We start from the raw sequence: 25,899 nt of genomic DNA on the forward strand, positions 1-25,899 counted from the left end.
TTCTTTTATTTTCCGGCCTGCCTGCGGGCCGCGGCCACCACGGCATCGACCGTGAAACCAAACTTCACTTCCAGTTCGCCCGCCGGGGCGGAGGCGCCAAAACCGTGCATGACAATCGTCTCGCCCGCAAGGCCGGTATAACGGTCCCAGCCAAGCTGTGCTGCCTGCTCGACCGCCACGCGGGCGGTGATGTCGGGCGGCAGCACGCTGTCGCGGTAGGTCTTGGGCTGGGCTTCAAACAGATCCCATGACGGCATGGAGACGAGGCGCACCTTGATGCCCTCCGCCTTCAGCTTTTCTGCCGCCTTGATGATCAGCCCCACTTCGCTGCCTGTCGCCATAAGGATCACATCGGGACGACCATCCGCATCTGCAAGGACATAGGCCCCTTTGGCCAGCCCTGATGCAGGCGCATAGGTCTTGCGGCAGATGGTGGGCAGGTTCTGGCGGCTTAGAGCCAGCACGCTGGGGCGGTCGGTCATCTGCACCAGCGTGCGCCACGCTTCGGCCACCTCGTTGGCATCGGCGGGGCGCAGCACGGTCACGCCGGGCGTTGCGCGAAGCTGGGCAAGCTGCTCGATGGGCTGGTGGGTTGGCCCATCCTCGCCCACGCCAATCGAGTCATGGGTGAAGATATAGGTCACCGGCAGCTTCATCAGCGCGGACAGGCGGATGGGCGGCTTCATGTAATCGGAGAAGATCAGGAAGCCCGAGCAGTAGGCCCGGATGCCATACAGCGCGAGACCATTGCTGATGGAACCCATGGCATGCTCGCGCACGCCAAAATGCAGGTTGCGCCCGCCATAGGTGCCCCCCCATTGCGGCGGCTGGAAGTCGCCCGCGCCCTCGAACGTCAGGTGCGTCTTGGTGGAAGGTGAAAGATCCGCCGAACCGCCGATCATCCACGGGTAGTTTTTGGCAATGGTGTTGAGCACCTTGCCCGAGCTTGCGCGCGAGGCCACACCCTTGGCATCGGCATCAAAGACCGGGATGTCCTTGTCCCACCCTTCGGGCAGGGTGCCCGCGAAGATGTGGTCAAGCTGTGCTGCCTCATTGGGGTATTTGGCGCGGTAGGCGGCAAACAGTTCGTGCCATGCCTTGCTTGCCGCAGCCCCACGGGTGGCGATGCCCGCGCGGAAATGCTCGGTGACACCTTCGGGCACATAGAAGCTCTTGTCTTCCGGCCAGCCATAGAATTTCTTGGTCTCGCGGATTTCCTCCACGCCCAGCGGCGAGCCGTGGGCTTCCGCCGTGCCCGCAAGGTGCGGCGCGCCCCAGCCGATGATGGAGTGGACGATGATCAGCGTGGGGCGCGAGGTCTCGGCCTTCGCCTCGGCGAGCAGGCGGCGCAGGTCGCCGGTGTCGTTGGCGTCCTTGAGTTCAAGCACGTGCCAGCCATAGGCCTCGAAGCGCTTGTGCACGCTCTCGGTAAAGGCGATGTTGGTCGAGCCCTCGATGGAGATATGATTGCTGTCATAGATCCATGTCAGGTTGCCCAGCCTGAGATGGCCCGCGATGGAGGCCGCCTCGCTGGCAACGCCTTCCATGTTGTCGCCATCGCCGCACAGCGTATAGACGTGGTGGTCGAACAGCTTGAAGCCGGGGCGGTTGTAGTGCTCGGCCAGCCATTTTTCCGCAATCGCCATGCCCACCGAATTGCCGCAGCCCTGGCCAAGCGGGCCGGTCGTGGTCTCGACGCCTGCGGTATGGTGATATTCCGGGTGGCCGGGGGTGAGCGAGTCAAGCTGGCGGAACTGCTCGAGGTCCTCAAGCGTGAGCGCCGGGCGGTCATTGGTGACCCCGCCGGGGCGCACGTCGCGGATGCCGGCAAGGTAGATGAGCGAATAGAGCAGCATCGACGCATGGCCGACCGACAGCACGAAGCGGTCGCGGTTGGGCCAGAGCGGTTCGGCCGGGTCATAGTTCAGCACGTCGCGCCACAGCGCGTAGCCTACGGGTGCGAGCGCCATGGGCGTGCCGGGATGGCCGGAATTCGCTTTCTGCACCGCGTCCATGGATAGCGTGCGAATCGTGTTGATGCACAGCGTATCGATATTGGTGGGCATGCCGCCACCTCCTTCAGGAGCCATGAGGGGGGATGTGTACAAGGAACGCATGAGGGACCGGCCTCCTTACAGCCATGGTTGTTGCTCCGACCAAACCGGGCCGCGTGCCGGAAGCCGACAACCCTTTCTTGTTATTCTTTCCGCGCACCCGCACCCACCCGGCCCGCATGCACGCGCAGGCAGCGGGAGGGCGCGGGGATAAAGGCTTTTCACGGCCCGTACCTTCTCACGACCTTCGGGACGGAACAAGCCATCTCATCAAGCCGTTATCCAATACACGCCATAGGTGCCAGCGCATGCGCCCGCCACCAGTTCCGCCCGACCCCGCCCGCAGGCCACGAATTTGACACAGGGCCACCCGCCCGTTCACCTGTTGCCCTGGATACGCCGGCAGATGGAGACCCACGCATGCCCCAGCTACCCGCCAGCGACCACACGGATGGCACGCGTTTTTTCAACCCGCCGGCCATCTGCCCCGAGGGCACGCAGCCCGCGCGCCTGCGGCGGCTCGCCATCCTGCAATGGCAGTGGAACCGCCCGAAATCGGACTGGCCGGCCTGGATTGAAAACCCTCCCCCCACCGGCGACCCGCAGGCCCTGCCCGCGCCCGACACGGTGCAGCTGACCTTTATCGGCCACAGCACCTTTCTCATCCGCCTGCCCCGGCCCGATGGCACGGCGCTCACCATCCTGACCGACCCGATCTTTTCGCAACGCTGCTCCCCGCTGCCCTTTATCGGGCCGAAGCGGGTGCGCGCGCCCGGCCGCAGGCTGGCCGACCTGCCGCGCATTGATATCGTGCTGGTCTCCCACGCGCATTACGACCACATGGACCTGCCCAGCCTGCGCGCCATCGCCCGGCGCGGCGACAACCCGCTGGTGGTCACCCCGCTCGCCAATGCGCACTTCATGCGCAGGACCGGGCTCAAGCGCATCATGGAACTGGACTGGTGGCAGGCTGTGACCACCGGCGGCATCCACATCACCTGCACGCCCGCCCGCCACGGCGCGGCCCGCACGCCCTTTGACCACAATACCAGCCTGTGGGGCGGCTTCATGCTGCAAGATGAGGCGGGCCACCAGTTGTTCTTTGCAGGCGATACCGCCGATGGCCGCCACTGGCGCCTGATCCGCCAGCGCCTTGGCGCGCCTGACATCGCCCTCCTGCCCATTGGCGCATACGAGCCCCGCGCCCTGATGGAGCGCGTGCACACCACGCCGGAGGAGGCCCTGTCGGGCCTGCGCCAGCTTGGGGCGCGACACGGGATTGGCATGCATTTCGGCACCTTCCGCCTGACGGATGAACCCATGGACGAGCCGGTCCAACGCCTTGCAAAAGCCGTGCGCGACGCGGGACTGCCGCCCGATACGATGGGCATCATGGCCCATGGCGCGTGCCGCGACATTGCGTGGGATCAGCCCGGCGATGCATGATTGCCCGATGTTCTTTTTAGCCAAAGCGTCCTATGATCGCCCGTTCATGACGGGACCGGCCCCGGCCCCCGTTTCGCGCAATCCGACCAGCCAGGCAGGCACATGAGCAAGACAATCGCCCACGGCGACCCCGCCGCCGACGCAACCGAATCCTTCAGCAACGCGGAAATCGAGACCCTGTTCCTCTCCGCGGCACGGGATGGGCAGACGGATCTCGTTACCGAATTCCTCAAGGCGGGCATCAACCCCGATACCCGCAACGACAAGGGCTACACCGCGCTGATCCTGGCCGCCTATAATGGCCATGAACCCACCGTGCGCGCCCTGCTCGAGGGCGGCGCCAGCCCCGACCTGCAGGATGCAAAGGGAGCAACGGCGCTCGCGGGCGTGGCCTTCAAGGGCGACCTGCCATGCGCGCGCGTGCTCGTGGCGCATGGCGCGGGCGTTGACGTGCCCAACTTCGTGGGGCGCACGCCGCTGATCTTTGCGGTCATGTTCAACCGCGACCCCATGGTCACCTTCCTGCTCGAACACGGCGCCAACCCCGACCTGCGCGATGGCGAGGGCATCAGCGCCCGCCTGTTCGCCACCCGGCAGGGCAACACCGCCCTGCTCGATGCCATGAAGCACACGGCCCCGCAGGGCTGAGCCACCCCGCCCCCTTTTTTCATCCCGTATCCCGCCGCCACGGCCTTTGTTGCCGTGGCGTGCCTCTCCTGTTCATGACCTTGTGGAATTCACCCTGATGAGCCGTTTCTGGAGCCCGATCGTACACAGCCTGACCCCGTATGTGCCGGGCGAGCAGCCCAGGATGGCAAACCTGATCAAGCTGAATACCAACGAGTGCCCGTACGGCCCCTCGCCCAAGGTGATCGCGGCCATCCAGGCTGCGACCAACGACACGCTGCGCCTCTACCCCGACCCCACGGCACACGCCCTGTGCACCGCCATCGCCACCGCGCATGACGTGCCGGTGGACCATGTGTTCGTGGGCAATGGCTCGGACGAGGTGCTCGCCCATGCCTTCCAGGGGCTGCTCAACCATGAGGCGCCCCTTCTCTTTCCCGATATCACCTACAGCTTCTACCCCGTCTATTGCGGGCTGTACGGCATCCGCCACGAAACCATACCGCTTGACGGGGCGATGGGCATCGACATTGCGGCCTATCGCAGGCCGTGTGGCGGCATCATCCTGCCCAACCCCAATGCGCCCACCGGCATGGCCCTCGGGCTGGACGCCATCCGCGCCCTGCTGCGCGACCACCCTGATGCGGTGGTGGTGGTGGATGAAGCCTATGTGGATTTCGGGGCCGAGACGGCCATACCGCTCGTAGCCGCGCACCCCAACCTGCTGGTCGTGCGCACGCTGTCGAAATCGAGCGCGCTGGCCGGGCTGCGGGTGGGCTATGCCATTGGCCAGCCCGACCTGATCGCAGCCCTGACCCGCATCAAGGACAGTTTCAACTCCTATCCGCTTGACCGCCTGGCGCAGGTGGGGGCTATTGCCGCGATTGAAGATCGGGAATGGCTTGCAAATACAAGCGCCAGGATCATAAGCTCACGCGACAGGCTGACAGACAGCCTGGGAAAGATGGGGTTCGAGGTCCTGCCATCACGGGCGAATTTCGTATTCGCCCGGCATCCGGACCGTGACGGCGCACAGCTTGCCGCAGCCCTGCGGGCGCGGGCGATCATCGTGCGTCATTTCCGGACCCCGCGCATTGCACAATGGCTTCGCATCACCATTGGTACGGATGCCGAATGCCAGGCCCTGGTAAAGGGACTGGCCGACGTGCTTGCGCTGAACGAGGGGTAAGCCCCCGGTTCATCATGCATCGCGCTGCCGCCCTGCCCTTTGGGCCGGGTGGGCGTGGGTGCGTGCTGCGCCTCTTTCCATAATACGGTTAACAACTCATTTCCTGGACCATAGGTCCACAGGATCCTTATCATGCGCGCATTCCACGGACAGATGTCCGATAACCAGCCGATCCGTCGCACTCTTGCCGAAAAGCAGAAGCAGTTGCGCGACCTGCGCGAGACGCTGGCCTCCATGAAATCGCATACCTCACCCGCCCTGCGCGAAAGCGTGCAGAAACGCATCCGCCAGCTTGAAAGCGAAGTAACCGCCGCCCCCGCCCTCAAGGCGGCTGACCGGCGCGGCACACAGGCGGCACCGGGTGGCACCGACCGCCCCCGCACCCCGCGCAGGCGGCCTGAACGCAGCATCTGACCCACGGAAAAAGGCCGGAGCCCACAGGGTTCCGGCCTTTTTTATATCGTCACGCCGGGCGTCAGGCCCACAATCAAAAGTTTTTGGTGAAGCTGTTTTCAAAAAGCTTCGAAAAGAACGCCATCTTTTTTGAAAAAGGTGGCACCCAAAAACTTTTGATTTTCTCGACATGCCATAAAAAACGGGCCTGCCCTTTGTAGGGGCAGGCCCGCTTCACCCGCACAAACCAGGCGGGGCAGCCGGATCAGTGACCCAGGGTCACTTCCTCCGCCACATCACCGCGGGCGGCGGCTTCATCAATGTAGCGACGGGCTTCGGGCGAGACCGTCAGCACCAGCGTCAGCGCGGCCGAGGCCACATACAGGCCACAGAAGATCCAGATGATCCCCTCGATGCCGTGCCAGCTTTCGAACCACGTCACGATCGCCGGGCCAACCCAGGTGCTCGCACCCGCGCCCAGACCCAGGGCGGACAGGGCGGCGGCCTTTTCCTTCGGGCAGATCTGCGGCACCAGGCCGGACAGCGGCACGAAGGCGGCAATGGTTGCGCCATACAGCGCGCCCATCACGGCGGCGATGGCGAAGTTGCCGGGGAACATCTGCGGCACGTAGTAGAACAGCGGCACCGTGATCGCGGCACCCACACAGCCGAACAGGGCGACAACCGTGCGGTGGCCCAGACGGTCCGCCGTGATGCCGGACACAAGGTTCACCAGGATGTTCGACAGGAAGATGATCGACAGGAGCTGCAGCCACTGCGACAGCGAGAAGCCGATGACCTTGGTGAAGAACGCCGGCATGATGACCAGGAACGCATATTCCGACGACGTATTGATGGTGCGCACGATCATGGCGATGAACGTCTTGGGCTCACGCCACAGGATGCTGATCGAACTGAAGAAGATCGTGGCGGGCCTGGTGCCCACGGGGGCCAGGCGGCGCGAACCGATGGGCTCACGCGTCATGAGCAGGGCCAGCAGGCCACCGAACATGACCAGACCCAGCGAGGACCAGAATGTCGCCATCTCGCCAATCAGCGGAATGGAGAAGCTGGCGAACAGCGAACCCAGCGTGGGCAGCCCACCCGAGAACGCGAACCAGAACCAGCCCGCGGCCGAGCCAAGCTGGCGCGGCGGGGTGGCGGCTGCGATCCAGACCAGGAAGCCATAGGTGAACAGCAGGTAGCCAAAGCCACGCATGGTGTAGGCGGCCAGCATGATGGGATAGCTGTTCACGGCCACGCCAAAGGTCAGGAACAGGACCTCGAACACGCCCCAGATGGCAAGGCCGATCCACATGACCCGCTTGGGGCCCCACAGGTCGGACAGCGGCCCCGAAGCCCAGGAGGACAGGGACACGGTCACGCCATAGATGGTGAACAAAAGCGCCGTATCGCGCGATGAAATGCCCTGCCCCTCAAGATAGGGCGCCAGGTAGCCAGCCTCGACACCATCACCGATCATGAAGAACAGCAGACCGACGAACCCCCAGAACAGGGGAGCCGGAATGCCAAGCCGATCGGCCAGGGACGTTGATTCGGACAGATTGTCTGTCTGTTTCAAGGGGAGAGTCTCCTCTTTCACAGGCAGCCGACACGAAAACGAGCGGCCCCGCCTCATTGCGGAGCGTCGATGCAGGCTGCGTCCGCACAGTCCGGCTTTCCGGAAACACCAGTGCGGAACTCAGTTTCACAAGTCGGGCGTGCAACCACCCGTGCGGGTCAAGACCATGAGGGACAAGCAGGCGGCACAAGCGCCAAAACGCCAGCGCATCATGCCTGGCAGACCTGCTGTTCATGCGAATGACCAGCCGTAAAGTCGTCAATCCGGCAGGAAAACACGCCCCTGGGCGCGGCTTTCATAACAATGTTATGAAAAAACACATAAACCGCACCGAAAAACGCGCACGATCCTGTGATTTCCCAGCGCCGGAAAGACCATGAATTGGCCAGATATACGGAATCGTTTCAGTATCGAACGATTTCACAGTGACAGGATAGTTTCTGACCTCCGCCAAGACATGAAAAATATATTCAGTGGGGATAATCTATACTAAAAAAGTCTCGTGAATGTAAGGGAATTTTCAAATTTTTGACACGATTCTGATTTCTTCCTTATTATATCAACAACTTTCAGATGATATTTTTATGCATGGACTGCATGCATCGCCCGCCACCCCCATCTTTCGCACCGGGTGGGTTCCTGCCATAGTCGGGGCCGCGCCCCGGTGGGGCAGATGCGCCCGCGCTGCACCTTGATGCTGCCGGGACAGGACGAACGGAACGGTCATGGTGAACATCAAGCTGTCTTTACGCCTCGCCGCGCTGCCGGTTGCATTGCTGCTTGCGCCTGCGGGCCTGAGCACGCTGGCGCATGGGCAGAGCCTGGCCACGCAGAAGGTGCAGCGCGCCATGGACGTACTGCGCCTCAAGCCCGACCTGGCCAGCAAGGCATGCCTCGACAAGCTTGATGACCTGCACAAGATGGAAAAGGTGATTGAGGAGGCGGGCGAGAGCGCGCACAACCCCAACCTGTCGCTCGCGCATGACGTGATGGAATCCGACTACGAAGACGCCACCGAATCCTGCGTGCCCGACGCCACCAAGCTGTGCGCCAACCCCGGATCACTGGCCAGCGCCAACCAGAAGAAACTGTGTGATTCGCTCGATACGATCATGTCGGTTGACGGGTCGGATGAAGGCGAGGAAGCCGTCTCCGCCCCGCAGGGCACGTCATCAGACTGACCGGCCTTCGGCCATTCCCCTGAATATAAAAGTTTTTGGTGAAGCTTTTTCCAGAAAGCTTCAGGAGAATGCCGCCTTTTTAAAAAAGGCGGCCCCCTTCATGGCAGTTGCGCCAGCAGGTGCAGCCCTTCGGCGCTGCCCAGCACGGCGGATTTTTCCGCCCGGTTGAGTTCACGCACCGCCGTGGCCAGGTCAGGGGCCTCGCGCAGCTTGAGCAGCCCCACCAGCAGCGCCGGGTTGATCGGGTCGCCGCGCCTGCGCGGCGGCGGCAGCATGATCTCGTGCACCCGCAAAAGCCCCGCACGGGCCCGCAGGGCAGCAATGGCCTCCTGTATCGGGTGGCCCGCCATCTGGCCCATATAGGCCACGGCCTCATGCAGCACCGGCGGCGGGTCCGTCTCCTCGGGGATGAGCAGCAGCCGCGCGCGGCGCAGGGCCTGGCCTGCGGCTTCACTACCGGTCAGGGCAGCCAGCGGAATGGCACAGACCAGCCCCAGCGTGACCGGCAGCATCCACAAGAACAGCGGCAGCGACACGCTCCACGCCGCTCCCGCCAGCGCAATGCCCAACGCCGTATGCACCCAGTACAGCCGCACGTTCTGCATGATCTGCAACCCGCCCGCATCACGCCGCTGCGCGTTCCAGCCGGAATCACGGCCAAGCAGGATGGACAGCACGCCCGCCGTCTGGATTATCATGGCGATCGGCGCGATCAGGCCGCCGATCAGCGTCTCGACCAGAATGGAGGCCGCCGCCATGATCGCGCCGCCGCAACCCCGACGCAGCGGGCCATCAATGACCAGCAGCGCATAGGCCAGGATCTTGGGGGCGAGCAGCACGATCATGGTGCCAATGAACATGTATTCCGCCTGCACGGGGTCAACATGCGGCCAGTGCGGGTAGAGCAGCTTGGTATCGCCAAAATATTCCGGCTTGTAGAAGCGGTTCTGCAACGACACCACAATGCCCACGAGCAGGAAGATCAGCCATAGCGGCGCCGTGACATAGGAGCCGATGCCCATGAGCATGTGCATGCGGCTGACCCAGTGCAGCCCCCGCGCGGGCAGTACCTTGGCGTGCTGCAGGTTGCCCTGGCACCAGCGCCGGTCTCGGATGGCGATATCGGTCAGCGAGGGCGGGCTTTCCTCATAGGAGCCCATCAGGGCGGGCACCATGTGAATGGCCCAGCCGCCACGGCGCATCAGGGCGGCTTCCACAAAGTCATGGCTCAGGATCGCGCCACCAAAGGGCTTGCGGCCCGGCAGGTGCGGCATGCCCGCCTGCTCGGCAAAGGCTGCGGTGCGGATGACCGCGTTATGCCCCCAGTAATTGCCCTCCGACCCGTGCCACCAGGCAATGCCGTGGGCAATCAGCGGGCCATACACGCGGCCTGCGAACTGCTGCATGCGCGCAAACAGCGTGCGCCCGTTCACGATCACCGGCAGGGACTGGATCAGGGCCACGCCGGGGTTGTTTTCCATGGCCGAGGTCAGGCGCACGATCACGTCGCCGGACATGACGCTGTCGGCATCGAGCGTGATCATCTGCTGGTAGGCCGCGCCATAGGTGCGCACCCATTCGCCAATATTACCGGCCTTGCGGTCGGTATTGACCGCGCGCCTGCGGTAGAACAGCCGCCCGCCCCAGCCCGTGGCGCGGCACAGGGCCATGTAGGCGGCCTCCTCCGCCACCCAGATGTCGGGGTCAGTCGTGTCGGACAGGATGAACACGTCAAACGCGCGTTCCTGCCGCGTTGCGCCCAGGCTGTCGATAGTGGCGCGCAGCCCGGCCATGACCCGGCCCGGATCTTCGTTATAGGTGGGCATGAGCAGCGCCGTGCGGGTGGTGACCCGCGGCAGCGCGCCGCTGCGCCTGATGCCAAGCCCCAGCCCGCCATGCGCCAGCATGGAGGCAAAGCCCGCCAGCGCCGAGGTAAAGGCCAGCGCGATCCATAAAAACAGCATGACGAACAGCAGCAGCATGACCATGCCCGCCACCGAGCGCTGCACGGCATTGAACACGAGGTCCATCTCGTAACCGGCCATGCCGGTCATGGCCACGGCACCACCAATCACCAGAAGCCGCCGCAGCCCGATCAGCCGCCATTGGGTGGCGGGCACCGCAGGGCGGCCATGCCGGTCGGGCTCGGCTTCGAGCGCGCACACGGGCATGTCGAGCGGGGCTGGAGGCGGCAGGGCGGCCCAGCCCTGCGGCAGCAGGCTGGCAGGCGGCAGGGCCGGGCGCGGTGGTGCCCCTACGGCGTCCATCGATAGACCCATTCTTCCGATACGGGGCCATTGTCATCGGCCAGCACGCAGTTCAGTTCCGCAACCTTGGCATCACCGGGTGCGAACTCGAACGTGCTGCGCCAGCCATGGATGGGCTCGACCGGCTCGACCACCACATTGCGTATCTCCCCCGCCGAGGCGCGGCATTGCAGGTGGAAGTGCGGGTTGTCGGGCAGCCTGTCAAAAGGTGCACCGGTAAAATCGAGGTCGAAGAAGCGCGTATGCGAATCATCGGTCGCATCCCCCACGCGGGTTGCGGCGATACGCGCGAGCTTGGTGGGCCATGGCGTGTCCCACCCCCAGTACATGCGGTAGGTGAACACGTATTCGCGGCCTGCGGCCAGCGGCTCCTGCGGACGCCAGAACGAGACGATGTTGTCATTGACCTCGTTGGGGGTGGGAATCTCCACCAGGTCGACAGCACCTGCCCCCCAGTCCCCGATCGGCTCGATCCACAGCGAGGGGCGCTTTTCGTAATTCAGCGCCACGTCCTCAAAATCGGTGAAGGCGCGCTTGCGCTGCATCAGGCCAAAGCCATGCGGCCGCACATCGGTAAAGGCGGAGAACTGCAGGTCACGCGGGTTGCGCAGCGGCCGCCATAACTGCTGCCCGCTGCCCGTCCACATGGAAAGGCCTTCGCTGTCATGGGCGGCGGGGCGCCAGTCATCCACGCGCGAGCGGTCATTGGCATCGAAATAGAACATGCCGGTGAGCGGGGCGATGCCGGATTCGGCAATCGCCTTGCGCGGGTAAAGCGAGGACTGCACGTCAAACACCGTGGTCTCGCCGGGGCGGATGGTAAAGCGGAACGCGCCGGTGAGCGAGGGACTGTCGAGCAGCGCATGCAGCACCACGCTATCCACGCCCGCCTTGGGCTTTTCCAGCCAGAAGGCGCGGAACAGGGCAAATTCCTCGCCCGTCGGGTCGCCGGTACCATTGGCGAAGCCACGGGCGGACAGGCCATAGGTCTGCCCCTTGGCCACGGCGCGGAAATAGGATGCACCAAGGAAGACGCAGAACTCCTCCATCACGCCCGGCGTATTGATGGGCGCGCGCAGGCGTAGCCCGGCAAAGCCGATATCATCATTCACGCGCAGGGCGGGGTCATTGAAGGTAAACATGTCGGGGTTGAAGGCGATGGGGCGGCTCTGGCCGTCAACCACCTCGTTCATGTCGATCCGTGGCGCGTACAGATAGCCACGGGGAAAGAACTCGACCTCAAAACCAAGATTCTCGCCATGCCACAATGCCTGCTCAGGGCGGTAGGCCATGGAATTGTACTGATCGAAATTCAGGTTGCGCAGGGGGGCTGGCAATGACTGGGAAGGCGGCTGGTAAGCCTGCTGCGACAACTGATGGGCCAGGGTACGAACCGTGTTGGAATCAAAATTGCTGCTCTGGGTTGCCCGCGCCGCCCGTGGCGCGGCAAACCCCACGACCGACAGGGCGGACAGGGCCGTGCCCGCTTTCATGAAATGACGTCGTAACACCTAATTCAACTCCAGTCCGTTCTTCTTTTAAGAAGTGCTGACACACTATTCTTTATTTTTTACCACTGGGCAAAGACACTTATGCCACAAACCGTGATCAACAATGCTGATGGCTTTTTCACGGCGTGGGTGAACACATACCTGCCAATGTTTCAAGGGGGCCTCGTACGGCCTCGCGCGCGGCCTGCTCGATTTCACGGTACAGGCGCAGCACCGCCTCGCCCTCCGCTGAAAGGCCAGCCCCGCCACCGCCACCCGGCCTTGCGCTGACCAGCGGGCGGGCAAAGGTGGTATTCATCGCCTCGACCAGCAGCCACGCGCGCCGGTAGGACATGCCCATGGCCCGCGCCGCAGCCGAGATCGAGCCGGTCTCGCCAATCTGTTCGAGCAGGCGGATCTTGCCATGCCCGAGCAGGGGCGTGCCATTTGCGTCGAGCCGCAAGGTCAGGCGCATCTGTGTCATGTTTTCCATACTCCCGGCAGCCGCTATGATAATGGCCTCTTCTACCTGAAATATCCTTATCTGGAATGGATTTTTCCCATCATGCGCCAGGCAGTGCTTTCACCAGGGCGACCTTCGGCTTCATGGGCCCCGATGCAGCCGGGCCATCTGCCCGCGGTGGTGGCGCTTGCCGCCCGCCTGCACCCCGGCTGCCCCGAACGGGCGGACGTGCTTGATGAACGCCGCAGGCTGTGCCCTGCGGGCTGCCGGGTATTGCTGAGGGAAAACGGGCAGGTGGGCGGCTACATGCTGAGCCACCCGTGGCGCATGAGCCACCCGCCCAGGCTCGATACCCATCTTGGCCGCCTGCCGCACTGTCCCGATTGCTGGTATCTGCATGATATTGCAATCGATCCTGCCCTGCGCGGTCAGGGCCATGCCCATGCGGCGCTGCATCATCTCAACGCGCAGGCACGCCTGCATGGCGTGCAATGGCTGGCCCTGATGGCGGCGGAAGGGGCACGCACGCTGTGGGCGCATCTGGGGTTTGCGCCAATACCTGACGTGCCCGCCGCCATTACCACAAGCTATGGCGCGGATGCCTGCCCCATGCGCCGGGCAGTGGACATATTTCAAAACAATACATGCCCTGAAGCGTTTTGAAACACGCTGCGCCAAAACCCTTTTACAGCGCCTGCATCACCGCCCGCACGCCGTGTTCACGAATGGCATGGCGCGTTTTGACCACAGCGGCATCGAGTGCGATCGAATCCATATCGCGCCAGCCATCAAAGGCAGGCAGGGCAAGGGCTGCCGCAAGATTGGCCTCATTGACCAGCGCCATGTCATCGGCATCGAGCGTGGGTTCGAGCGGGGCGTAGCTGTCGCCCTTCTCGTCACGGCCGCGCAGCATTTCCAGATAGGCGGCAATGCCGAAGGCGATGCGGCCCAGGTCATGCCCGCTCTCCAGCGAGCGGCGCACCGTATCGGTCCAGAACACACGTACTTTCGAGGCCCCATCACTACAGATCCGCAAAAGCGTATCGGCCACCGCCTGGTTGGAGAAACGGCTGAGCAGACGCCTGCGATATACATCAAGATCAAAATCAGCGGGCGCGTCGATCTGGGGCATGGCATCATGCATCCAGTAGGCGTTGACCAGGCGCTCGAGGTCGGCATCCGCCACGGCTTCATGCGCATAGCGGTAGCCCAGCAGAAGCCCCGCGGCACCCAGCAGGATATGCCCGGCATTGAGCATGCGCACCTTCACCTGCTCATAGCCCGCCACGTCATCCACAAACTGCACGCCTGCCTTTTCCAACGCGGGGCGGCCATTACAGAAATTGTCCTCCAGCACCCACTGGCTGAAATCCTCCGCCAGCACGGGCAGGTCGTCATCCAGGCCGCTGGCCTCGTTCAGCGCCTGGCGCGTGGCCCGGTCCACGCCGGGCGTGATGCGGTCAACCATGGAGCATGGAAAGGTCACGTTGGCCTCGATCCAGTCGGCCAGATCGGGGTCAACCGCGCGGGCATAGCCCACAAAGGCCGTCCGCGCGACATGGCCATTGCTGCGCAGGTTATCGCATGAGAGCACGGTAAAGGGCGGCAGGCCCGCCTCGCGCCTGCGGCGCAGCCCCTCCACCACGTAACCGAACACGGTGGCCGGGCTGCGCGGATGGGCAAGGTCCGCGCTCACGCCTGCCTCATCAAGGCGGAACTGCCCGGTTTCCTCATCAATGTTATAGCCGCCTTCGGTAATCGTCATGCTGACGATGCGGGTCTCGGGTGAGGCCAGGCGGGCCAGCACGGCCTCGGGGTCGGCGGGGGCGAGCAGGTATTCACGTAGCGCCCCAATGATGGAGATGGTGCGCGCGCCATCGGCCGCCACCTCGGTCAGGGAATACAGGCAGTCCTGCTGCTGGAACTGCCGCGCCTTGGCCTCCCCGCGCGGGCCGCCGTTCAGCCCCACGCCCACGATGCCCCATTGCGACTGCCCCGGCAGGCCGAGGCACTGGTTGACGTACCACGCCTCATGCGCGCGAAAGAAATTGCCCACGCCAAAATGAACGATCCCTCGCCCCACCGTCTCACGCCTGTAGGCCAGCGCCTGCACGCCAGCGGGAAGGGTGGTGAGGGTTGTTGCATTCAGCATGGTGTTTCTACGCTCCTTCAGGATGTGGGGCGGGCGCGACCCTCCGGCATGGGAACGGACGCAGCCTTGCCCTCGGGCTCGAATCCGGCCTCGGCCACCATCGGGTGGCCATCAAGCGGGAACGGACCATCATCCGTGCGCCCGTCCGACCAGATATTCCGCACGGCCAGCCGCATGTCGGCATGCAGCAGGCCAACAGCGAAACGCATGACAGGGGTCCAGTGTTCCCCATCCGGCTGTTCAAGCCGGTCAAGCAGGGGGCGCATGTCATCATCGGGCAAGGCGTGGCCCCGGCGGGTCTTGGCCAGCATGTCGCACCGCGCGGCCATCTGACCCAGCACATCGACCAGCATGTCACGCTCACGGGCCAGGATATCGCCCGTATGGGCGGTTTCGCCCTCGGTGCCCGCGCGCGCGATGAAAATGGCATCCGAGCGGATGCGGCGCAAAAGCCCCGGCAGGCGCAGCACCAGCGGGTCGTGCTTCGCCAGCGAGGACGGGTGCTCCACCTCCGCCTCCTGCACGCCGTCATTCATGTCCTGCAGCAGGGAGCGGCACATCGTGTCGATGGTGGCCAGCGCATCGTGGTCGGGGTGATTGTGCAACGCCCCCGAAAGCAGGTCGGACAGGCGGCGCAGCAGGCTTGCGGCATTGCCCAGCACCTCGCGCCGCGCCTCGCCGCGCAGCACGAAGAACGACACCGCGAACGACACCACCACCCCGGTCATGATCGAGGCGATGCGCTGCAGCGGCCGTGAAAACGGCTCGCCCGTGGCGGGGAACAGCAGCACCACCATGAGCGTGACAATGGCCACCCGCATCTTGGGCCGCAGCGCCACCAGCACGGCAAGCGGCATGAGCATGACCCAGAACACCATGCCCACCGAAAGCGAGGTGTACTGCTCGAGCGCAATGGCGGACATGCCCGCCGCCGCCCCGATCAGCGTGCCCACGATCTGCTCGCGCCCTGTCGAGAGTGTCTGCGTCAGGCGACTCTGGGTAATGACGATGACCGAGGTGATGAGCGCCCAGACCGGCTCATCGAGATGGATGATGGTGGCGACGATGCCGGACAGGATGAGCGAGACATTCATCCGCACGACCTGCCGCCACGTACCCGGCCCCATGATGGAATAGAAGAGGTTCTTCAGGCGTTCAGGCATGCAGATCAGTGCCCGCCCCCTTCAGGCAGCGGGAACGGCACCCAGCGCAGGCCATCGGCGTTCTGCACCAGGAACAGCACGGTCTTGCGGTGCTGGGCGCGGGCGGCGTCGATCTGGCGGCGCAGGTCGGCGGGCGTGTTGACGGCCGACTGCTGCACCTCGGTCACGACATCGCCGGGGCGCAGGCCGCGCTCGGCGGCGGCGCTGTCATCGGTAACACCCGTGACCAGCACGCCTTTCTGCCCTTCGGCCATGTTGTATTTCTGGCGGGCGATATCGTCGATCTCGCCAACGGTAAAGCCCATGCCCGCAATGGCCAGGCTGCCCTGGGCGGGGTTCTTGCTGGCGGGCTTGCTGTCGGCCTTGTCGGTCTTTTCCTCGGGCAGGGCGCCGATGGTTATGGCCACGTTCATCTGCTGGCCCTTACGCCAGATGCCCATATGCGCGACACTGCCCCCCGCAAGCTCGGCCACGAGGCGCGGCAGGGCACGGCCATCAATATCCTTGCCGTTCAGGCTCTGGATCACGTCCCCCGTCTGCAGGTGCGCCACCGCCGCAGGCCCCTTGGGCTCGACGCCCGCGATCAGCGCGCCGTGGGGGCTTTGCAGGCCCAGGCCATCGGCAATTTCCTGCGTCACGTCCTGGATGCGCACGCCAATCCAGCCGCGCGTGACCCGGCCATGATGGCGCAACTGCTCGATAATGCCCTGCGCTTCGGCCGACGGGATGGAGAAGCCAATGCCGATCGACCCGCCCGAAGGCGAGTAGATGGCGGTATTGATGCCGATCACCTCGCCGCGCAGGTTGAACAGCGGGCCACCGGAATTGCCCTTGTTGATGGGCGCATCGGTCTGGATGAAGTCATCATACGGCCCCTGCTCGATATTGCGCCCGCGCGAGGAGACGATGCCCGCCGTCACCGTGCCCGACAGGCCGAACGGGTTGCCGATCGCCAGCACCCAGTCGCCCACGCGGGCGTGGTCGCTATCACCAAACGGCACGGCGGGCAGGGGCTTGGGGCTGTCCACCTTCAGCACGGCAAGGTCGGTGCGGTCGTCATGGCCGAGCAGCCGGGCCTTGAGCACGGTATTGTCCTGCAGCGTGATGGTGATCTGGTCGGCATGGCGCACGACGTGGTTGTTGGTCACGACCACGCCGGAAGGGTCGATGATGAAGCCCGAGCCCAGCGCCTGCATCTTGCGCGGCGGCGCGTTGGGGCTGTCCTGGCGGTTCATGAAGTCGTGGAAGAATTTCTCGAACGGCGAGCCTTCGGGGAAGTTGGGCACCTGGGGCGCACTATCGCCATCATCGCCGTCGTCATCGTCCTCGCCGGGGCGGACCATCTCGGTGGTGGAGACGTTTACCACGGCGGGCAGCAGCCGGGCCGCGAGGTCGGCGAAGCTGTCGGGCATGTTGCGCCCCTCGCCGGGCAGGCGCAGCGGTGCTGCGGGCGCGGGCGTTGAAGCCGGGGCGGGATCGGCCGCGCGGGCGGCATGGCCCCCAAGGGCCGTGACCAGCCCCATGGCAAGGCAGGATCGGGAAAAGACTGCGGCGCGAAAGGACATGGGGCTCATACATCCTGCTGAACGGGATCGATCGGACGGGCACCTATATCACGCCCTTCACAGGGGCGGAAACCACAGCTTCAGCCCCGGCACAGCGGGGCGGCCGCGGGCATGGAGGCCGCCCTGCCCCGCCTTGCCGCCACGCGCTGGCGCTCCTTCACCCTTGCCACGGCCAGCAGCACGTAAAATCCCGCCACGTTCACCACCACCTGCATCACCCACCCGGTGCCAAAACTGGTCAGCACCAGCCGCCCGTACAGGTCGACCAGCGTGCCTGCGGTGAAAATTTCCAGCGAGTGGCGGCCAAACAGCGCCATGAGCTGGCCAAAGCGCGTACCGGCCCACACGGTGGCGCGTGGCGAGGACTGCACGAGGTAGAACAGCGCCAGCACATCAACCAGCCGCCACGGCGAGAGGATCATCTTGTCCGGCAGCGCCATGACCACGGGCCTAAGATCGGCAAAGCCCCAGTCCGTCCACGGAAAGGACTGCACGGCGGAAAATATCAGGTAGAGCGCACACAGCCCCGCAAGCAGGCGCGAGCGCGGCAGGCTGCCATCATGCCGCCCCGCAACCCGGGCCGCGCACACGCCGAGCACAAACAGGAACTGCCAGGCCAGCGGGTCGAAATACCAGCCATCAGGGTCGAGCCAGTTGGGAAAGTTCAGCCGCGGGTCATAATTCACCCCCAGCCACACCGCAGCACTCAGCCCCAGCACCACCGGCGTGCCCACCCCGCGCAGCAGGGCGTAAAGCGGGGCGAACCCCAGCAGCAGCACGATATAGAGCGGCAGGATGTTGAGGTTGCCCGGCAGCGCCACGAGCGAGAGCACCCGCCACACCGAATCCAGCCCATGCGCCAGTTCCGGCTCTAAAAAATCGACCGGCACCGGCCAGAAATGCCGCCAGATTCGGATGGTCGCGATACACACCACCACCATCACGATCTGGAACACATAAAGCTGCCAGCACCGCCGCCCGATGCGCGCCAGAACCGCGACCACCGGCTTTTTGGCAAAGGCCCGCCCGTAGGCCAGCCATGAGGCATAACCCGCGAGCAGCACGAAGACCTCCGCCGCATCGGCAAAGCCGATATTGCGCATGGTAAAGCGGTTGAGCCAGTTCTGGGGGATATGGTCGATGCACATCATGAGGAGTGCAGCCCCCCGCAGGGCGTCGATACGGTGGTCACGCCGGTGCGGGGCCTGCGCCCGCTCGCTGGAAATGCCCATGATGCTCCCTGCCTGCCTCAACACGATGCGCCCGGACCATGACCCGGCGGCGCCCGATGAGCGTAAAGCAGCAAATCGGATCGCAAGCCATTCTCATCATGGCAGGGATGCCCCGCAGCACTGTCATGGCGCGCCAATGCCGCCTGCGCACCGTTTCATGACTCGACCACCCTGCCCCGGCCCTTCTATACCCGCACGGGCGAGAGAGCAGGGAGCGCAACCATGACCAGTCCCGACCGGGCAACCATAGAAACCGTGCTGCGACAGGTGCGCACGGACGATCATGCCGCAAGCGTTGCGGAACTGGGCAGCCTTGATGCCTTCATGATGCGTGACGGCGTGCTCCATGTCGCCATTGCGACCGACCGCACGCGGGCCGAACGCCTGCAATCCCTGCTACCCGCACTCGAACGCGCCCTTGTTGGTGCGGTTCCCGGCAGCACGGGGGCCAGTGTCATCCTGACCGCGCACCGCCCTGCCCCGGCCCCCACAGCACCCGCGCCTGCGGCAGGCGGCGGCCACCGCCCGCTCAACCTTGGCGGGGGTAAGGCAGGCAAGGCGCCCACCGGCCCGCTGCCCGCAGGCGTGGGCGTGGTGATTGCCGTGGCCTCGGGCAAGGGGGGCGTGGGCAAGTCCACCACGGCGGTCAACCTTGCCGTGGGTCTGGGGCTGGAAGGGCTGAAGGTGGGGCTGATGGATGCCGACGTGCATGGCCCCTCCCTGCCGCGCATGATGGGCGTGAACGGCCAGCCCGAAGTGCGCGATGGCCGCCTGATCCCGCCGCATAAATGGGGCATTGCCGCCATGTCGATCGGCATGCTGGTGGAAGAGGACAAGGCCATGATCTGGCGCGGGCCGATGGTGATGGGCGCCATTGGCCAGTTGCTGGGCGATGTGGAATGGGGCGCGCTGGACGTGCTGGTGGTGGACATGCCGCCCGGCACGGGCGATGCCCAGTTGACCCTTGCGCAGAAAACCGCGCTGGCCGGGGCCATTATCGTCTCCACCCCGCAGGACATTGCCCTGCTCGATGCGCGGCGCGGTGTGACCATGTTCGAGAAGATGAACGTGCCGGTGCTGGGCGTTGTGGAGAACATGTCCTATTTCTGCTGCCCCAACTGCAACCACCGCACCGAACTGTTCGGCCACGGTGGGGCACGGGCGGAAGCCGAAAAGATGGGCGTGCCCTTTCTGGGCGAGATCCCGCTGCTGGCCGATATCCGCGCCAGCGCCGATGAGGGCGCGCCCATCGTGATCGCAGCGCCTGACAGCCCGGCAGGCCTGGCCTATCGCGCGCTGGCCCATACGGTGGGGGCTACGCTGCGGCGCCTGCTGGACAAAAAGAAATGAAGCCTTGAGGGCCGCCTTTATTTCAGGGGCGGCCTTTTTTGAAGCTTTTTGAAAAAAGCTTCACCAAAAACTTCTATTTTTAAAAATCAGAAGTTTTTTGGTTCTTTTTTACAAAAAAGAACCGCTTAACTACACAAACTACAGCTTGCGATCCCGCTTGATCCGGTCCCATGCCGCGTTGATCTGGGCAATCCGGGCCTCGCCCTGCGCGCGCATGGCCTCGCTCGCCCCACGCGCAGACAGCACATCGGGGTGGTGCTCACGCACGAGGCGGCGCCAGACCACGCGCACTTCGTCATTGCTGGCATCGCGTGAAACGCCCAGTACCTCATAGGCGTCGATTTCGCTCACGCCGGGGCGGGCACCACCTTCGCGCGCGCGGTCCCACGCACCGGGGCTGAGGTTGAAGGCCCTGTGCACGCCCCGCAGGAAGGCTTCCTCGCGTATGTTCACCTCGCCATCGGCGCGGGCGATGACGAACAGCGCGGCGAGTGCCTCTTCAAGCATGTCGGTCTTGTTGGCAAAGGCGCGGCCGAGTTCGGAAGCGAAGGCCTTGTAGTCATCGGTGCGCTGGCGGGCGCTGTCGAACAGGCGGCCCACTTCCTTCATGTTCTCGGGGGGCAGGTGGAAGCGGCGCTTGAAGGCGTCGATCTCGGCGCGGTTCACCGGCCCGTCGCACTTGGCCACCTTGGCGGACAGGATGATGATGACCAGCCCGTATAACTGGTCGCGCTTGCCCATGGCGGCTGCCATCTTGGCGGCCATGAAGGTGGCCGCGCCGTTGGGGTCGGCATTGAGCCGCGGGCCCCAGCGATCGGTCCAGCCACCTGCCGGGGTTTCCAGCAACGAGCCGTTATCCGCCGCGTGGCCGAGCGCCGTGCCCACCACAGCGCCCATGGGGCCGCCAACCGCGAACCCCGCAACGCCACCAAAAATCTTGCCCCAGATCGCCATGCCCCGATGTTAGCACGATTGCCCGGTCAACCCAACTGATCTTGCCTGTCGGTACCAGCCATTTCGGGCAGGGCTGGCATCCATTCGCGCAATGCCTCCACCCGCAGGGCAGACGCCAGGGGCCGGTCGGGGGGGCGTGCGGCATCGACCTGCCCCACGAGGGCTGCGAGGGCAAGCCCGCGTGCCTGCGCAATGAGGTGCAGCGCATGCCAGAACTCCGGCTCCAGCGCCACGGAGGTGCGGTGACCCGACAGGTTGAGGCTACGCTTTTGCAGCATCCTGGCACCGCGCTGGGCGGGCAGCGGCATGGCGGGCGGCGCGCTCATGCGGGCAGCCGCAGCGTGGCCCACCGCGCGGCCTCGGCCACGACGGGATCAAGGTCATTGCACAGGCGGGCGACTGCCGGGCGAAGGGAAGCCTGCCCGCTATTGCCAATGGCCACCGCCACGTTGCGCACGAACCGGTTGCGGCCAATGCGCTTGATGGGCGAGCCGGAAAAACGCGCCCTGAACCCCGCATCATCCAGCGCCGCCAATTCTGCCAAAGGCGGAGCATGCAGGTCATCGCGCGCGGCAAGCTTCATATGGCTGGTCGCCTGCGCGAAGCGGTTCCACGGGCACACGGCAAGGCAGTCGTCGCAACCATAGATGCGGTTGCCCATGGCCGGGCGCAGTTCTACGGGAATCGGGTCGCGGTTCTCGATGGTGAGGTAGGAAATGCAGCGCCGCGCATCCATTACGCCAGGCGCAGGAAAGGCATCGGTCGGGCAGGCGTCAAGGCAGCGGGTGCAACTGCCGCACCCCCCGCCTGATGGCGCGGATTGCGGCAGGTCGAGCGTGGTATAGACCTCGCCCAGAAACAGCCAGCTCCCGTGCTGGCGCGATACCAGCGAGGTATGCTTGCCCTGCCAGCCCAGCCCCGCATTCTGCGCCAGCGGTTTTTCCATGACCGGAGCGGTATCGACAAACACCTTGACCTGCGCCTCACAGGCCGCCCGCCTGCCCTCGTTCACCACAAACTGCGCCAGATGCTTGAGCATGCCCTTGACCACGTCATGATAGTCGCGGTTACGGGCATAGACGGAAATATTGCCCGCATCAGGCACGCGGGTGGTGGCCAGCGCGTCGCCCTGTGGCGCGTAGTTCAGCCCCAGCGCGATGACGCTGCGCACCTCGGGCCACAGGCCACGAGGGTCGCCGCGCTGGGCCATGCGCTCGGCCATCCAGCCCATGCTGCCCGCAAATCCGTTCTCCACAAAGGCGGCAAGGCGGGCACGCGTCGCATCATCCAGCCGCGCGGGCGCAAAGCCCACGGCATCAAAGCCCAACGCGCGCGCATGGGCTTCAATGCGGGCCGCAAGGCGGGCCGGATCAGGCGACGCCTGTGCCATCAGGCCACGGGCGGAATGTCGGGAAAGGGCATTTCATCCCCACTCCAGTCATCCATTGCCCACTGAGCACGCAGGTGGGCGGCATGGGCTTCGAACGTGCCATCGACAATGGCCGCCCGCATGCCGCGCATCAGCCGCTGGTAATAGGCGATGTTGTGCCATGTCAGCAGCATCGGCCCCAGCATCTCGTTGGCGCGGAACAGGTGGTGCAGGTAGGCGCGGCTGTGGCGTGAGCAGGCCAGGCAGTCGCAATGCGGCGAGATGGGCCGCGAATCGCTGGCATGCCGGGCATTGCGGATGTTGAGCGTGCCACGCTCGGTATAGGCGCGCGCCGTGCGCCCCGCCCGCGTGGGCATGACGCAGTCGAACATGTCCACCCCGCGCTCGACCGCGCCAAGCAGATCATCGGGCGTGCCGACGCCCATCAGGTAGCGCGGGCTGCCATCGGGGATGAGCGGCACGGTGGCCTCAAGGGTGGAGAACATCAGTTCCTGCCCTTCCCCCACTGCAAGGCCGCCAATGGCGTAGCCTTCAAAGCCGATGCCGGTCAGCGCCTTCACGCTCTCGGCCCTCAGTTCCGGCTCGGTACCGCCCTGGATGATGCCGTACTGCGCGTAACCGGGCCGCTGCACGAAGGCCGTGCGGCACCGCTCGGCCCAACGCATCGACATGCGCATGGATTGGGCAATCACCTCCGGGGCCGCGGGCAGGGCGGGGCATTCGTCAAAGCACATGCTGATGGTGGCATCGAGCGCGTGCTGGATGTCGGTCGAGCGCTCGGGGGTGAGGCGATGCTTCGAGCCATCAATATGCGAGCGGAAGGTCACGCCGTCCTGATCAAGCTTACGCAGCGGGCCAAGCGACATGACCTGAAACCCGCCCGAATCGGTCAGGATCGGCCCCGGCCAGTCCATGAAGCGGTGCAGGCCACCAAGCTGGCGCACCCGCTCGGCGCCGGGGCGGAGCATGAGGTGATAGGTGTTGCCCAGCACGATACCAGCGCCCGTAGAACGCACGCTGTCCATCGTCATGGCCTTGACCGTGCCAACCGTGCCCACGGGCATGAAAGTGGGGGTGGCGACCGTGCCATGCGCGGTGTCGAGCCAGCCCGCGCGGGCGTGGCCGGAGCGCGCTTCGGGCCGCCAGCGGAAAGTGGTCATGGCAGGTCTCCCTCGGTGCGGTGCAGCAGGCAGGCATCGCCATAGGAATAGAAGCGGTAGCCGCTGGCAATGGCGTGGGCATAGGCCGCCTGCATGCGGTGGTAGCCGCCAAAGGCGCAGACCAGCATGAACAGCGTGGAGCGCGGCAGGTGGAAATTGGTCAGCAGCATGTCCACCGCACGAAAGCGGTAGCCGGGCTTGATGAAGATGGCCGTCTCGCCATGAAAGGGGTGGACGATGCCGTTCTCGTCCGTTGCACTCTCGAGCAGGCGCAGCGAGGTGGTGCCCACGGCCACAATCCGCCCGCCTGCCGCCCGCGCGGCGTTGATGCGCTTGGCTGCATGCGGCGAGATGGTGCCGCGCTCGGCATGCATGCGGTGGGCGGAAATCTGGTCGCTGCGCATGGGCAGGAAGGTACCCGCGCCTACATGCAGCGTCAGGGTCTGGCGAATCACGCCTGCCCTGTCGAGTGCGGCCAGCAGGTCGGGCGTAAAGTGCAGCCCCGCCGTGGGGGCGGCTACCGCGCCCCGGTGCTGGGCGAAGATGGTGCTGTAGTCCTTGCGATCTTCCTCGGTCGGGCCATCGGGGCGGGCGATGTAAGGCGGCAGGGCCAGTTGCCCCGCATCATGCAGGAACTGGTCAAAGGCTGCCCCCTCGGCGCTGAAGCGCAGGGTCACGTCGCCCGCATCGCCCCGGCTGATGACCTCCGCCGTAACCGCGCTGCGGCCAAAGGTGAGCGTATCACCCGGCCGCAGGCGGCGGGCGTTGCGGGCGAGCACATGCCATGAGCCATCGGGCAGGATGCGGTCGAGTGTTATGCCGATCTTCGCCTCGCCGCGCATGGCGGCAAGCTGGGCCGGAATGACTGCCGTGTCATTGGCCACCAGAATATCGCCTGCCCGCAGACAGCCCGGCAGGTCGCGCACGTGGCGGTCGATGAAGGGGCCTGCCGTGGGCACCTCAAGCAGGCGCGCGCTGTCACGCGGGCGGGCCGGGTGGTCGGCGATGCGCGCGGGCGGGAGGGTGAAGTCGAAATCAGAAACCAGATCCGTCATGCGGCCCCCTTTACGGAATCCACACTCCGGTTGCCAGCATGAACTCTCATGGCCCTTACAAAGAAACTGCTGAAAACGCCTGATCACGGCATATGCCGCAAATCATGGAAAAGTTTTTGGTGAAGCTTTTTTCAAAAAGCTTCAAGGAACGCCGCCTTTTTGAAAAAAGGCGGCGCCCGGAAACTTTTATTCCATTTTTCAATACGCTTCGTGCGCCTGCTGCATGGCGGTGTTGGACAGACGCAGCGGGGAAAGCCACAATGCGGCAGCGATTCCCGCACGGGAATGTTCCCGCCCGCACCCGGCGCAGCCGGATGCCGCGAAATTTATGGAGTTATGTTCATGTCCTACGCCGCCCTTGATGCCGTCCGTATTGCCCGCGCCTGCAAGACCGCGCTGCATGTGCTCGAAACGGTGGAAGAAAAGGACCGCAGCGAGGCCCACCAGCGCAAGACCATCATGATCCAGCGCATCGAGGCCCTGGCCCGCGCCGCCGCCGAGAGCAAGAACAACGACCAGGTCATTACCCTGACCTCGGAAGAATTCTGGCTCATCAGCCAGAACTGGTAATTCCCGGCGCCATTACCCTCCCCCTATTCGCGCCAGCACGGCACGAAAAGCAGGAAATTCACATGACGTTTACACTGACCAGCCGCTCCTTCAAGGATGGCGACCGCCTGCCTGAAGCCCAGGTGTTTGAGGGCATGGGCTATTGCGGCGGCAACATCTCGCCGCCGCTGGCATGGCAGGACCCGCCCGCGGGCACCAAGAGCTTCGCCATCACCATGTATGACCCCGATGCACCCACCGGCTCGGGCTGGTGGCACTGGGTTGTCATCAACATCCCTGCTGATGTCACTTCACTGCCCGCGGGCGCTGGCTCGGGCGACAACAGCCTGCCCGAACATGCCGAGATGACGCGCACCGACTTTGGCGGCAACGTGTATGGCGGCGCGGCTCCCCCGCCGGGGCCGGACCACCATTACATCTTCACCATCCACGCGCTCGACATTGCGCAGATCGAACTGCCGAACGATGCCTCGGGTGCAATGGTGGGGTTCGTGATCAACCAGCACAGCCTTGGCTCGGCCAGGCTGACTGCCGTGTATGGCAAGAAGCCGAAATAAGAGACGTTTCCGGGCGCCGCCTTTTTTCAAAAAGGCGGCGTTTTTTGAAGCTTTTATCC

23 protein-coding genes are annotated in these 25,899 nt (G+C 64.8%); 9 read left to right on the forward strand and 14 right to left on the reverse strand.

Translation table 11 applies throughout. From position 1 onward, the window contains the following. Positions 1-5: 5 nt before the first annotated feature. Complete coding sequence (gene tkt, locus QEG70_RS04320; RefSeq protein ID WP_374762543.1) at positions 6-2,066, reverse strand: transketolase; 2,061 nt, start codon at positions 2,064-2,066, stop codon at positions 6-8. A gap of 408 nt (positions 2,067-2,474) precedes the next feature. Between tkt and QEG70_RS04325 the strand changes: the two genes are divergently transcribed. From QEG70_RS04325 to QEG70_RS04340, 4 genes are all read left to right on the forward strand, one after another. Next, a complete protein-coding gene (locus QEG70_RS04325; protein ID WP_308719545.1) occupies positions 2,475-3,500 on the forward strand; it encodes an MBL fold metallo-hydrolase in 1,026 nt (341 codons plus the stop codon). Positions 3,501-3,602: 102 nt separating this feature from the next. After that, complete coding sequence (locus QEG70_RS04330) at positions 3,603-4,148, forward strand: ankyrin repeat domain-containing protein (RefSeq protein WP_308719546.1); 546 nt, start codon at positions 3,603-3,605, stop codon at positions 4,146-4,148. Positions 4,149-4,245: 97 nt separating this feature from the next. After that, on the forward strand, positions 4,246-5,316 hold the full coding sequence (gene hisC / locus QEG70_RS04335) for a histidinol-phosphate transaminase (protein ID WP_308719547.1): 1,071 nt from the start codon (positions 4,246-4,248) through the stop codon (positions 5,314-5,316). A 132-nt stretch (positions 5,317-5,448) separates the two neighbouring features. After that, positions 5,449-5,730, forward strand: coding sequence for a hypothetical protein (locus QEG70_RS04340; RefSeq protein ID WP_308719548.1), 282 nt, complete (start codon positions 5,449-5,451; stop codon positions 5,728-5,730). Positions 5,731-5,974: 244 nt separating this feature from the next. Here QEG70_RS04340 and QEG70_RS04345 read toward each other — a convergent pair whose 3' ends face one another. Then, complete coding sequence (locus tag QEG70_RS04345) at positions 5,975-7,291, reverse strand: MFS transporter (protein ID WP_308719549.1); 1,317 nt, start codon at positions 7,289-7,291, stop codon at positions 5,975-5,977. A gap of 725 nt (positions 7,292-8,016) precedes the next feature. On the opposite strand from QEG70_RS04345, the gene QEG70_RS04350 reads away from it, so the two are divergent. Then, the gene (locus QEG70_RS04350; RefSeq protein WP_308719550.1) at positions 8,017-8,472 is read left to right on the forward strand and encodes a hypothetical protein; all 456 of its coding nucleotides are present in this window, start codon (positions 8,017-8,019) and stop codon (positions 8,470-8,472) included. 98 nt (positions 8,473-8,570) lie between these two features. Here the strand turns inward: QEG70_RS04350 and mdoH are convergent, their stop codons facing one another. The 3 genes from mdoH to QEG70_RS04365 form a co-directional block, all read right to left on the reverse strand. Continuing rightward, on the reverse strand, positions 8,571-10,739 hold the full coding sequence (gene mdoH / locus QEG70_RS04355) for a glucans biosynthesis glucosyltransferase MdoH (RefSeq protein ID WP_308719551.1): 2,169 nt from the start codon (positions 10,737-10,739) through the stop codon (positions 8,571-8,573). Continuing rightward, positions 10,727-12,232, reverse strand: coding sequence for an OpgD/OpgG family glucan biosynthesis protein (locus QEG70_RS04360; RefSeq protein ID WP_308719856.1), 1,506 nt, complete (start codon positions 12,230-12,232; stop codon positions 10,727-10,729). The genes mdoH and QEG70_RS04360 overlap by 13 nt, the downstream gene beginning before the upstream one ends. A gap of 136 nt (positions 12,233-12,368) precedes the next feature. Further along, positions 12,369-12,713 carry a winged helix-turn-helix domain-containing protein gene (locus QEG70_RS04365; RefSeq protein WP_308719552.1) on the reverse strand — a complete coding sequence of 115 codons (345 nt, stop codon included), beginning with the start codon at positions 12,711-12,713 and terminating at the stop codon, positions 12,369-12,371. Between the two features lie 132 nt (positions 12,714-12,845). On the opposite strand from QEG70_RS04365, the gene QEG70_RS04370 reads away from it, so the two are divergent. After that, complete coding sequence (locus QEG70_RS04370; RefSeq protein WP_308719553.1) at positions 12,846-13,355, forward strand: GNAT family N-acetyltransferase; 510 nt, start codon at positions 12,846-12,848, stop codon at positions 13,353-13,355. A 22-nt stretch (positions 13,356-13,377) separates the two neighbouring features. Here the strand turns inward: QEG70_RS04370 and QEG70_RS04375 are convergent, their stop codons facing one another. From QEG70_RS04375 to QEG70_RS04390, 4 genes are all read right to left on the reverse strand, one after another. Then, positions 13,378-14,844: a mannitol dehydrogenase family protein gene (locus QEG70_RS04375; RefSeq protein ID WP_308719554.1), complete on the reverse strand. Its 1,467-nt coding sequence runs from the start codon at positions 14,842-14,844 to the stop codon at positions 13,378-13,380. Between the two features lie 17 nt (positions 14,845-14,861). Further along, positions 14,862-16,007 carry an FUSC family protein gene (locus QEG70_RS04380; protein ID WP_308719555.1) on the reverse strand — a complete coding sequence of 382 codons (1,146 nt, stop codon included), beginning with the start codon at positions 16,005-16,007 and terminating at the stop codon, positions 14,862-14,864. 5 nt (positions 16,008-16,012) lie between these two features. After that, positions 16,013-17,572 (reverse strand): DegQ family serine endoprotease, encoded by a 1,560-nt coding sequence (locus QEG70_RS04385; RefSeq protein WP_308719556.1) that lies wholly within the window; start codon positions 17,570-17,572, stop codon positions 16,013-16,015. A gap of 80 nt (positions 17,573-17,652) precedes the next feature. Further along, positions 17,653-18,804, reverse strand: a complete 1,152-nt coding sequence (locus QEG70_RS04390; RefSeq protein ID WP_308719557.1) for an OpgC family protein — start codon at positions 18,802-18,804, stop codon at positions 17,653-17,655. Positions 18,805-19,026: 222 nt separating this feature from the next. Between QEG70_RS04390 and QEG70_RS04395 the strand changes: the two genes are divergently transcribed. Next, positions 19,027-20,154, forward strand: a complete 1,128-nt coding sequence (locus QEG70_RS04395) for an Mrp/NBP35 family ATP-binding protein (RefSeq protein WP_308719558.1) — start codon at positions 19,027-19,029, stop codon at positions 20,152-20,154. A gap of 138 nt (positions 20,155-20,292) precedes the next feature. On the opposite strand, the gene QEG70_RS04400 is transcribed toward QEG70_RS04395, so the two are convergent. Genes QEG70_RS04400 through queA form a run of 5 tightly spaced genes read right to left on the reverse strand, consistent with a single transcriptional unit; the run spans position 20,293 to position 24,713 of the window. Next, positions 20,293-21,108 carry a TerB family tellurite resistance protein gene (locus tag QEG70_RS04400; protein WP_308719559.1) on the reverse strand — a complete coding sequence of 272 codons (816 nt, stop codon included), beginning with the start codon at positions 21,106-21,108 and terminating at the stop codon, positions 20,293-20,295. Positions 21,109-21,134: 26 nt separating this feature from the next. Then, the gene (locus QEG70_RS04405) at positions 21,135-21,434 is read right to left on the reverse strand and encodes a ribbon-helix-helix domain-containing protein (protein WP_308719560.1); all 300 of its coding nucleotides are present in this window, start codon (positions 21,432-21,434) and stop codon (positions 21,135-21,137) included. Next, positions 21,431-22,498 carry a tRNA epoxyqueuosine(34) reductase QueG gene (queG, locus tag QEG70_RS04410; RefSeq protein ID WP_308719561.1) on the reverse strand — a complete coding sequence of 356 codons (1,068 nt, stop codon included), beginning with the start codon at positions 22,496-22,498 and terminating at the stop codon, positions 21,431-21,433. The genes QEG70_RS04405 and queG overlap by 4 nt, the downstream gene beginning before the upstream one ends. Next, complete coding sequence (gene tgt, locus QEG70_RS04415) at positions 22,498-23,658, reverse strand: tRNA guanosine(34) transglycosylase Tgt (protein ID WP_308719562.1); 1,161 nt, start codon at positions 23,656-23,658, stop codon at positions 22,498-22,500. The genes queG and tgt overlap by 1 nt, the downstream gene beginning before the upstream one ends. After that, entirely contained in the window at positions 23,655-24,713 is a 1,059-nt protein-coding gene (gene queA / locus QEG70_RS04420; protein ID WP_308719563.1) for a tRNA preQ1(34) S-adenosylmethionine ribosyltransferase-isomerase QueA, read from the reverse strand. The genes tgt and queA overlap by 4 nt, the downstream gene beginning before the upstream one ends. 342 nt (positions 24,714-25,055) lie before the next feature. Between queA and QEG70_RS04425 the strand changes: the two genes are divergently transcribed. Both QEG70_RS04425 and QEG70_RS04430 read left to right on the forward strand, forming a co-directional pair. Next, the gene (locus QEG70_RS04425; protein ID WP_061272309.1) at positions 25,056-25,283 is read left to right on the forward strand and encodes a hypothetical protein; all 228 of its coding nucleotides are present in this window, start codon (positions 25,056-25,058) and stop codon (positions 25,281-25,283) included. A gap of 62 nt (positions 25,284-25,345) precedes the next feature. Then, on the forward strand, positions 25,346-25,840 hold the full coding sequence (locus QEG70_RS04430; RefSeq protein WP_308719564.1) for a kinase inhibitor: 495 nt from the start codon (positions 25,346-25,348) through the stop codon (positions 25,838-25,840). The last annotated feature ends 59 nt before the right edge of the window (positions 25,841-25,899 follow it).

The organism is Komagataeibacter xylinus (assembly GCF_031081985.1).
GTDB classification, from domain to species: Bacteria; Pseudomonadota; Alphaproteobacteria; order Acetobacterales; family Acetobacteraceae; genus Komagataeibacter; species Komagataeibacter xylinus_E.

What these genes read in the sequence shown, in the direction of transcription:
- QEG70_RS04380 (WP_308719555.1), bottom strand. Translation starts at nt 16,007, where the DNA reads ATGCCTGAACGCCTGAAGAACCTCTTCTATTCCATCATGGGGCCGGGT.
- QEG70_RS04405 (WP_308719560.1), bottom strand. Translation starts at nt 21,434, where the DNA reads ATGAGCGCGCCGCCCGCCATGCCGCTGCCCGCCCAGCGCGGTGCCAGG.
- QEG70_RS04330 (WP_308719546.1), top strand. Translation starts at nt 3,603, where the DNA reads ATGAGCAAGACAATCGCCCACGGCGACCCCGCCGCCGACGCAACCGAA.
- tgt (WP_308719562.1), bottom strand. Translation starts at nt 23,658, where the DNA reads ATGACCACTTTCCGCTGGCGGCCCGAAGCGCGCTCCGGCCACGCCCGC.
- mdoH (WP_308719551.1), bottom strand. Translation starts at nt 10,739, where the DNA reads ATGGACGCCGTAGGGGCACCACCGCGCCCGGCCCTGCCGCCTGCCAGC.
- queA (WP_308719563.1), bottom strand. Translation starts at nt 24,713, where the DNA reads ATGACGGATCTGGTTTCTGATTTCGACTTCACCCTCCCGCCCGCGCGC.
- queG (WP_308719561.1), bottom strand. Translation starts at nt 22,498, where the DNA reads ATGGCACAGGCGTCGCCTGATCCGGCCCGCCTTGCGGCCCGCATTGAA.
- QEG70_RS04390 (WP_308719557.1), bottom strand. Translation starts at nt 18,804, where the DNA reads ATGGGCATTTCCAGCGAGCGGGCGCAGGCCCCGCACCGGCGTGACCAC.
- QEG70_RS04360 (WP_308719856.1), bottom strand. Translation starts at nt 12,232, where the DNA reads ATGAAAGCGGGCACGGCCCTGTCCGCCCTGTCGGTCGTGGGGTTTGCC.
- QEG70_RS04365 (WP_308719552.1), bottom strand. Translation starts at nt 12,713, where the DNA reads ATGACACAGATGCGCCTGACCTTGCGGCTCGACGCAAATGGCACGCCC.
- QEG70_RS04350 (WP_308719550.1), top strand. Translation starts at nt 8,017, where the DNA reads ATGGTGAACATCAAGCTGTCTTTACGCCTCGCCGCGCTGCCGGTTGCA.
- hisC (WP_308719547.1), top strand. Translation starts at nt 4,246, where the DNA reads ATGAGCCGTTTCTGGAGCCCGATCGTACACAGCCTGACCCCGTATGTG.
- QEG70_RS04430 (WP_308719564.1), top strand. Translation starts at nt 25,346, where the DNA reads ATGACGTTTACACTGACCAGCCGCTCCTTCAAGGATGGCGACCGCCTG.
- QEG70_RS04395 (WP_308719558.1), top strand. Translation starts at nt 19,027, where the DNA reads ATGACCAGTCCCGACCGGGCAACCATAGAAACCGTGCTGCGACAGGTG.
- QEG70_RS04340 (WP_308719548.1), top strand. Translation starts at nt 5,449, where the DNA reads ATGCGCGCATTCCACGGACAGATGTCCGATAACCAGCCGATCCGTCGC.
- QEG70_RS04375 (WP_308719554.1), bottom strand. Translation starts at nt 14,844, where the DNA reads ATGCTGAATGCAACAACCCTCACCACCCTTCCCGCTGGCGTGCAGGCG.
- tkt (WP_374762543.1), bottom strand. Translation starts at nt 2,066, where the DNA reads ATGCCCACCAATATCGATACGCTGTGCATCAACACGATTCGCACGCTA.
- QEG70_RS04425 (WP_061272309.1), top strand. Translation starts at nt 25,056, where the DNA reads ATGTCCTACGCCGCCCTTGATGCCGTCCGTATTGCCCGCGCCTGCAAG.
- QEG70_RS04400 (WP_308719559.1), bottom strand. Translation starts at nt 21,108, where the DNA reads ATGGCGATCTGGGGCAAGATTTTTGGTGGCGTTGCGGGGTTCGCGGTT.
- QEG70_RS04385 (WP_308719556.1), bottom strand. Translation starts at nt 17,572, where the DNA reads ATGTCCTTTCGCGCCGCAGTCTTTTCCCGATCCTGCCTTGCCATGGGG.
- QEG70_RS04325 (WP_308719545.1), top strand. Translation starts at nt 2,475, where the DNA reads ATGCCCCAGCTACCCGCCAGCGACCACACGGATGGCACGCGTTTTTTC.
- QEG70_RS04370 (WP_308719553.1), top strand. Translation starts at nt 12,846, where the DNA reads ATGCAGCCGGGCCATCTGCCCGCGGTGGTGGCGCTTGCCGCCCGCCTG.